Here is a 6,776-nt window from a genome sequence, read left to right as displayed (position 1 = left end):
GAAGACATTCATCTCCAAAACGCGGGGTGAATGTCTTCTTTTTATACTATCTGCACCGCCTCCGAAGAAAAACGCAAGTTCTTCAGTGGCCTCTGGGAATGCCGGTTCTTAACAAAAAGCTCATTCTCCGCGAGCTGTACAAGACGATCGCAGGAGAACATCTCGCCGATGATCAGATGGATGAATTAACAACCTACATCAGCTTTGTAAAAAATAAATTGCTTTCCCCCGATCAGTGGGAATGCGTTCCTTGCAGCGTGCCGAGGGCGGTGCATATCGCCCGGGAGTACGAGCAATTCAAGCGATCGGGAACGGACAAGCTCTTGCTTGATTATGACGATATGCTGACGGTCGCCCATGAGGCGCTCAGTCAGGACCGGAAGCTGCTGCAGCGGTACCAGTCCCGTTATGACTATATTTTGACCGATGAGAGCCAGGACACCTCGCTCGTGCAGCACGAAATTATCGGCAAGCTGGCGCAGCCGCACCGGAATCTATGCGTCGTGGCTGACGATGATCAGAGCATATATACGTGGCGGGCCGCGGAGCCGGATTATTTGCTTCAGTTCAAGCAAGTGTACCCCGATGCGAAGCTGCTGAAAATGGTGCAGAATTACCGCTCTTCACGCAATATCGTCGAAGTAGCCAACCGCTTCATCAAGCAGAACAAGCAGCGGTATGACAAGCAGATGTTCACGGCCAATCCGCCGCAGCGGCCGATTGCCATCGCGGAGGTCGCCGAATACGAGGATCAGGCCAAAAGGGTGGCCCAGAGCGTGTCCGCCATTGCCAATTTGCGCGACACAGCAGTGCTCTACCGCAACAATTCTTCTTCGATTGCGCTAATGAATGAGTTCGATCGCGCCGGCATCCCGTTTTTTGTCCGTGATGGGGACAGCCGATTCTTCTCGCATTGGGTGGTCGAGGATATGCTGAACTTTATGCGGATGGCATTTACCGACCGGCGGCCGGATCTTTTGGCCAAAATCCATCTCAAGTTCAACGGGTACATCTCGAAGCAGCAAATGGCAGCATTGAAGGACATTCATAACGGCGAATCGGTCTTCGACAATCTGCTTCGCCATGTGCCGCTGCAGGACTACCAGATCGGTCTGCTTCAGGAAAGCAAGGAAACGTTCGCCCGACTGAAGGAGATGACCCCGCAAGCGGCTATCCGCGTCATCCGCACGAAGCTGGGCTATGATAAGGCCGTCGAGAAAATATGCGAGCGGATTGGCTTCCGCAAAGAGTATATCGTCGGAATATTGAACACGCTGGACAATATCGCCGACGGCCTCGCTACGCTGCCGGATTTCGCGGCGCGCTTGAAGCACCTGGAGGCGATCATGCTCTCCTCCAAGCGGAACCGGGGCGATAACGCGGTCACGTTCTCCACGCTTCACAGCGCGAAGGGGCTGGAGTTCGAGCATGTGTTCATGATCGACCTGGTGGAAGGCATCATCCCGTCGCAGGAGGACATCCGCAGCTGCGACAAAGGCGAGACTGCGGAGATGGAGGAAGCGGTCCGACTGTTCTATGTGGGCATGACGCGGGCGAAATTCCATCTTGAGCTGCTGTCCTACCGGGAGCGGGGCGGCGAGAAGGCGAAGCGCTCCCGGTTCGTGTCTTACGTGGAGAAGCTTCAGCCGACATCTGTGGCGAGCCCGGCACCGGCGCCGACCGTGTCCGTGGCGCAAGCCGGAGCAGCCCTTGTTCTCTCGAATGCGATTCGGACATGGAGCGGGATCGGGGCCGGAACGAAGGTGACCCATCCGTCCTTCGGGCTGGGCGAGATTGTCAGTCTGGATGAGGAGGCTGTCGAAATTCAATTCGCCAGCGAGCGGAAGCGGATGCACGCTCCTACTTGCCTGAGCCGCGGGCTGTTAGCGTTGGCGGAAGAAGCCGTCCCTCCCTGTGAATAATGCGAGACATCCTTGCCCGTCATGTCCATTGTCCCTTGCGTCTCGCTTGATGAGGCGATTGTACTGGCGTACCGTTCCGAGTTCGGCCTGAACGTCGGCATGACGAGAATGTCGGAGGGCGGAGCGCCCGGATGCCGGGGCCCGAACGGTAGACCGCTCAACGGCTTGAAGGACAGGGTGCGTGTGATCGCGTGCAGTTTGTCACAGATTTGTGAATATCTTGGTCTGGGACGGATATGTATAATGAAGGTATCGACAGGAGTCAGGGGGAGCTTATTCGAATGATGAGACCAATAGTTGACGTTGCAGCCCGTATCGGCGTGCCGGCGGAGCAGCTTGAGTTCTACGGCAAGTATAAGGCGAAGCTAGGCCAGGAAGTATGGGAGGCAAATGCGCACCGGCCCGACGGCAAGCTGATTCTCGTGTCGGCGATGAATCCGACGCCGGCGGGAGAAGGGAAGACGCTGACGACGATCGGACTGACACAGGGGCTGAACCGCATCGGCCGGCAGGCGGTGGCGGCGCTTCGAGAGCCGTCGCTCGGGCCGTGCATGGGGATGAAGGGCGGCGCGACGGGCAGCGGACGCGCCCGGATCGTGCCGGCGGAGGACATCAATCTTCATTTTACCGGAGATATTCACGCGATCACGTCGGCGCATAATCTGTTGGCGGCCATGATCGACAATCATCTGTATCAGGGCAACGCGCTCGGCATCCAGCCGGAACGCATTGTCTGGAAGCGGGCTGTCGATATGAACGACCGCGCGCTGCGGCATATCGTCGTCGGGTTGGGCGACGGCAACGGCGCTGTGCGGGAAGACGGCTTCATGATTACGACGGCTTCGGAGATTATGGCCGTGCTCTGCTTATCTGAGGATATGGACGACATGCGGACGAGACTCGGCCGCATGGTGGTCGCCTATACCTATGAGGGCGAGCCGGTAACCGCGACGCAGTTGCAAGCTGTCGAGTCGATGTGCGTGCTGCTGAAGGACGCCATCCACCCGAATCTGGTCCAGACGGTGGAAGGGGACCCGGTATTGGTGCATGGCGGTCCGTTCGCGAACATCGCGCACGGCTGCAGCAGCGTGCGGGCGACGCGCTATGCGCTGAAGCTGGCCGACTATGTCGTGACCGAGGCCGGCTTCGGGGCCGATCTGGGCGCGGAGAAATTTATGGATATCAAATGCCGCCAGAGCGGGCTGGCGCCGTCGGTTGTCGTCCTGGTTGCGACCGTGCGCGCCCTGAAGTATAACGGCGGCTTGGCGAAGGATCAGTTGGAGCAGAATTCGCCGGAGGCGCTCACGGCGGGATTTGCCAACCTCCGCCGCCACGTGGAGAATATGCGGAGCTTCGGCGTGCCGGTTGTCGTTGCGGTGAACCGGTTCGCGGCCGATACGCAGAGGGAGCTGGAGGCCGTTCAGCGGATGTGCCGCGAGATCGGGGCAGAGGCGATTCTGTCCGAAGCGTGGGCGAGGGGCGGAGAAGGCAGCGCGGCGCTTGCGGAAGCCGTCGTACGGCTAGCCGAAGCGCAGGAGGAGGGCCGGTTCCGGCTGCTGTACGAGGATACACTGCCGATCGAAGAGAAGATCGAAGCGATCGTCACCCGCATTTACCACGGAGCCGAGGTGGCTTATAGCCCGGCTGCCAAGCGGGCGCTGCGCGAACTGAAGCAGTTCGATACGGCGAAGCTCCCGGTCTGCATGGCGAAGACGCCGTATTCATTCAGTGATCGCCCAGGTCTGCTCGGTGCCCCGGAAGGGTTCACGCTGGAGGTGCGCGATATTCGCTGGTCTGCGGGGGCGGGCTTCCTCGTCGTGCATACCGGCCAGGTGCTGACGATGCCGGGCTTACCGAAGCATCCGGCAGCAGAGCGGATCCGCCTTGATCAGGAGCAGGGGGTCGTCGGACTGAGCGGATAATCCATTGGCAGAGTCATTAGATCGGATATATGGATAGCGAGACGAAGGGAGGATGGCGCCATGGCGTTGGCAGAGATTACGGTCATTCCTGTCGGGACGCAGTCGACGAGCTTGAGCTCGTACGTCGCCGATATGCAGCGTTCGATTGAGCAGATCGACGGCATCGTTTATGAGCTGACGGCGATGGGGACGATTATGGAAGGGCCGCTGGATCGATTGTTCGAGGCGATCCGCGCACTGCATGAGAGTCCGTTCCAGAGCGGGGCTTCCCGAGTGTCGACCGTCGTCAAAATCGACGATCGCCGCGACAAGGCTGGCTCAATCGGGCAGAAGCTGGCTTCCGTACGGGAAAAGCTGGAGCATTAACAAACTATCCATATCGTCTCGCTGTTGCAGCAGCGGCAAGATAGCAATCGCCTCCCCGGTCTGAACGATGAAAGGGAGGCGATTTTGCGTTACGGGCACGGCTACTCCAGCAAAAAGACCGGTTCGCCACCGACCTCCTTGATGGCTTCTCTCACTTCCTTCGGGATGTCGGTAATAATGCCGTCAACCCCGAGCGAATAGAAGTGGGCTGCCCGTTCCGGGTCGTTAATCGTCCATACATAGAGCGGCTTGCCAATTAGCTTGGCGGAGGCGACCAGGCGAGCGGTGACGAACGCCTCCTCCACGACAAAGAAGTCGGCGTCGAACCGGTTCAGCGGTGCGAAGGTGGCGTAAATAATGTAGCCGACCTTCAGCTCGGGAGCTTTTGCCTTCACCTCATGAAGCAGATCATATTCGAGACTGGACACGACAACCTCATTCTCGGCCTGATGCCGGCGGATCGTATTAATGAAGCTGGAGACATAGTCCGGCGTCTCATAGCCATGCATCTTCAGCTCAAGGTTGAGGCGGATCCGTCCCTTCATTGCATCCAGCACTTCATCCAATGAAGGAACGTGTCCGGCGTAGCCGTTCTGGAAGAGTGGGATGTCCTGCAGCTCGGCCAGAGTCAGATCATAGACGTTGACATTGCGCTGCGCCAGGCGCTTCAGATTATGGTCGTGAATGACGGCCAGCTTCCGATCCTTCGTCTGCAAAATATCGAGCTCAATGTAATCGGCCCCGGCCTCAACCGCCCCGTCGAACGCGTCCAGCGTATTCTCGACTCCTGTATTCATATTCCCGCGGTGGGCGATAATGACGAACTTATCCTTCGCCTCGCCCCAGTCGGTTAGCAGCGCCGTGACGCCCCAGCCGACCGCAATAAGCATCAGCAGGCCGAACAGAGCGAGCTTCGGGCGATGCTGTGAAGCGAAGAGACGTCTCTCCGCCCGGGTATGGTCCACGGTGATATCCAGTCCTCCCGAATGCAGGGAGATGTGCTTCTTGCCTTCATAGCGGACATAGAGCCGGATGACGACAGTGATGAACAAGGGTGTCATAACGAGAGTCATCACGTAGACTCCAATGCTGATGGCGACCCCGACTGTCGCGGTTGCCGTTGCGGACAAGCTTTCCGGCAGCACGGCTATCGTCGCGGCGATCAGGGCGATAAAGACGGCGACGATGAGCACGTACACAAGCAACCATTCGCCGACGGCCCGGAGAATCGACCATTTGCTCTTCCAGAACAGGCGGGCGCTCTTCGTGAAGGTGCGCCAGAACTGGTTCGAATCCTCCAACACAAGGATGGGCAGCGCATAGATGCAGAGCAGGTTCAAAATGGCGACGATCGCGAAAAACAGGACAAATACCGCCGTTCCGGTGCTGGTCTTCATCAGCTCTCCCGTAATGAAGTTCGGAATCGTGACGTTCGGCAGCAGCGAGGAGCCGAAGCCCGTATTCAGCAGCGGGAACAGCAGCAGCAGGTACAGCGCCAGGCCGAATATCCCGATACGCCACAGCCCGGGAAGGCGGGACAATGTTTTGAGTACGACGGCGTACAGCCGGACCGTTTTTCCTTGCATCCCGTAATAAGCGATAAAAATAAGAACGGCGAATTCGGTATAAATCAGCATCATTGCTACCGGAGCGAGCAGGACGAGACTGAGCAATCCGTACCGGCTGAGGACGAAGCGCAGCAGATCGTGATTGGCGGCGGCCCCAAAGCCGCCGATCTCCAATATTTTGTTGAAGACGATCGACAGGAACGGGATAAATAACCCGATGGTCATTAGCTTGTAGAAGAGCTCGAAAAGAAGAAAGGGCCGGTAGGCGTATTTCCAGACCTGCAGCACCCCGCGAATCATTTGGAACGGACGCCGCGTCCGTAGGTTCAAGGTGTTCATGATATATACGTTTCCTTTAGATGAGAGTTTATCAGCATTCGACGCTACCTGAGGGCGTCGTCCTTTATACTGTATGACCTATTATAGGAAAATAGCGCCCGTGTTATAGGGGTTACAAAGAAAGCGGCAGAACTATAGGTTCCATTGCATCTTTGCGGTTGCAGTTGGTTATGGCTTCGCGATTACTCCACACGGGAGTTGTTTTTAACAAAGTCGATGATTTCGTCTACATAACTGAAGGCAATTGCTGTTACCGTATCGGCTGCCCCGTAGTAAATCGCAATGCGGCCGGTGGCGGCATCCACGAGCGAAGCGCATGGGAATGCAACGTTTGGAACGTCGCCGACGCACTCGTATAGGGTGGATGGTTGCAACAGGTATGGCTCGCTGCGGTACAGGACGTTCCATGGTTGCTCCAAGTCAGGCAGCGCGGCGCCGAATTCGTACACAAAGCCGTTACAGGAGTTGAGCACGCCGTGGTAAATCAACGGATGACGACTCAGCATCGCATATTTGCCGTTCATTTTGCGCGGGTAACCATTCAAATTAACTTACATTATAATATCAGGCCTGTTGATTAACCACTGAATGGTAGAAAAAAAGCCGCCAACTCGGTAAAATGTTTGTACCCTTACAAACGACCGAAAGGTGGCGACTCC

General features: G+C 57.2%; 5 protein-coding genes and 1 pseudogene. 4 read left to right on the top strand and 2 right to left on the bottom strand.

The features are described from left to right. The first annotated feature begins 98 nt into the window (after positions 1-98). The 4 genes from PPOP_RS09230 to PPOP_RS09220 are packed head-to-tail and all read left to right on the top strand — an operon-like array spanning position 99 to position 4,210. The gene (locus PPOP_RS09230; RefSeq protein ID WP_006286000.1) at positions 99-1,922 is read left to right on the top strand and encodes an ATP-dependent helicase; all 1,824 of its coding nucleotides are present in this window, start codon (positions 99-101) and stop codon (positions 1,920-1,922) included. A gap of 12 nt (positions 1,923-1,934) precedes the next feature. Beyond that, positions 1,935-2,207, top strand: a complete 273-nt coding sequence (locus PPOP_RS21845; RefSeq protein ID WP_159101824.1) for a hypothetical protein — start codon at positions 1,935-1,937, stop codon at positions 2,205-2,207. After that, complete coding sequence (locus tag PPOP_RS09225; protein ID WP_199898959.1) at positions 2,207-3,844, top strand: formate--tetrahydrofolate ligase; 1,638 nt, start codon at positions 2,207-2,209, stop codon at positions 3,842-3,844. The genes PPOP_RS21845 and PPOP_RS09225 overlap by 1 nt, the downstream gene beginning before the upstream one ends. Positions 3,845-3,904: 60 nt before the next feature. After that, complete coding sequence (locus PPOP_RS09220; protein WP_006285998.1) at positions 3,905-4,210, top strand: MTH1187 family thiamine-binding protein; 306 nt, start codon at positions 3,905-3,907, stop codon at positions 4,208-4,210. A gap of 101 nt (positions 4,211-4,311) precedes the next feature. Here PPOP_RS09220 and PPOP_RS09215 read toward each other — a convergent pair whose 3' ends face one another. Together PPOP_RS09215 and PPOP_RS09210 are read right to left on the bottom strand one after the other, a co-directional pair. Further along, a complete protein-coding gene (locus PPOP_RS09215; protein WP_006285997.1) occupies positions 4,312-6,117 on the bottom strand; it encodes a glycerophosphodiester phosphodiesterase in 1,806 nt (601 codons plus the stop codon). Positions 6,118-6,299: 182 nt separating this feature from the next. Beyond that, positions 6,300-6,605 (bottom strand): annotated as a pseudogene (locus PPOP_RS09210) (glycoside hydrolase family 130 protein); the annotation flags it as partial. Positions 6,606-6,776: the final 171 nt, after the last annotated feature.

It is taken from the genome of Paenibacillus popilliae ATCC 14706, assembly GCF_000315235.1.
GTDB classification, from domain to species: domain Bacteria; phylum Bacillota; class Bacilli; order Paenibacillales; family Paenibacillaceae; genus Paenibacillus_B; species Paenibacillus_B popilliae.
This window is presented reverse-complemented; position numbering and strand designations above follow the sequence as displayed.

What these genes read in the sequence shown, in the direction of transcription:
- PPOP_RS09215 (WP_006285997.1), bottom strand. Translation starts at nt 6,117, where the DNA reads ATGAACACCTTGAACCTACGGACGCGGCGTCCGTTCCAAATGATTCGC.
- PPOP_RS09230 (WP_006286000.1), top strand. Translation starts at nt 99, where the DNA reads ATGCCGGTTCTTAACAAAAAGCTCATTCTCCGCGAGCTGTACAAGACG.
- PPOP_RS09225 (WP_199898959.1), top strand. Translation starts at nt 2,207, where the DNA reads ATGAGACCAATAGTTGACGTTGCAGCCCGTATCGGCGTGCCGGCGGAG.
- PPOP_RS09220 (WP_006285998.1), top strand. Translation starts at nt 3,905, where the DNA reads ATGGCGTTGGCAGAGATTACGGTCATTCCTGTCGGGACGCAGTCGACG.